The sequence below is a fragment of the Rhizobium sp. 18055 genome (assembly GCF_902706285.1).
Taxonomy (GTDB): domain Bacteria; phylum Pseudomonadota; class Alphaproteobacteria; order Rhizobiales; family Rhizobiaceae; genus Rhizobium.
The window spans coordinates 1-469 of record NZ_CACSKD010000208.1; the positions used below are offsets into that span (position 1 = coordinate 1).

Here is a 469-nt window from a genome sequence, read left to right on the forward strand (position 1 = left end):
CCTGTACGTTATGACGTGCGGCACCGTCCAGCAGGGTTAACGTCTCTTTCAGGGAGAGTTTTTCGCCCTGGTCAACGATAACAGTATTGCCCGGCGTGAAGGCCATGCCCTCCTGCAGCTGACGACGTCCGGTTATCAGCTCACCGGACAGCCGTTCATCCTGCTTCAGGTTCATCTGCGAGCGACGGTCAGCGGCGATAATCTGCACCTCCCGCCCCTGCTCCCGGGCCATCATGACCAGCTCCGCCACCCGCTCACGCTGCCCGGCTGCACCGCCCTGCCCGGACACAATAGCCAGCGACGGGCGATCCTGTGCCAGAACACTGACCGCATCGCTGTAACCGGCCGTCCGGGGGACACTTTTCTCCGGATGTACGGTCACCCGGTTCTGTTTCATGATGTCACGACTGAGTGCCCGGACTGACAGCTCATCGAGCACATGAATCCCGGACGTGAACAGCCCCTTCTC

Annotated in this window: 1 protein-coding gene; it reads right to left on the reverse strand. The window is 61.4% G+C overall.

The annotated features are described in order from the left end of the window. Positions 1-469 (reverse strand): hypothetical protein (locus GVL52_RS28755; RefSeq protein ID WP_200847983.1); only part of this gene is annotated, 469 nt, incomplete at both ends.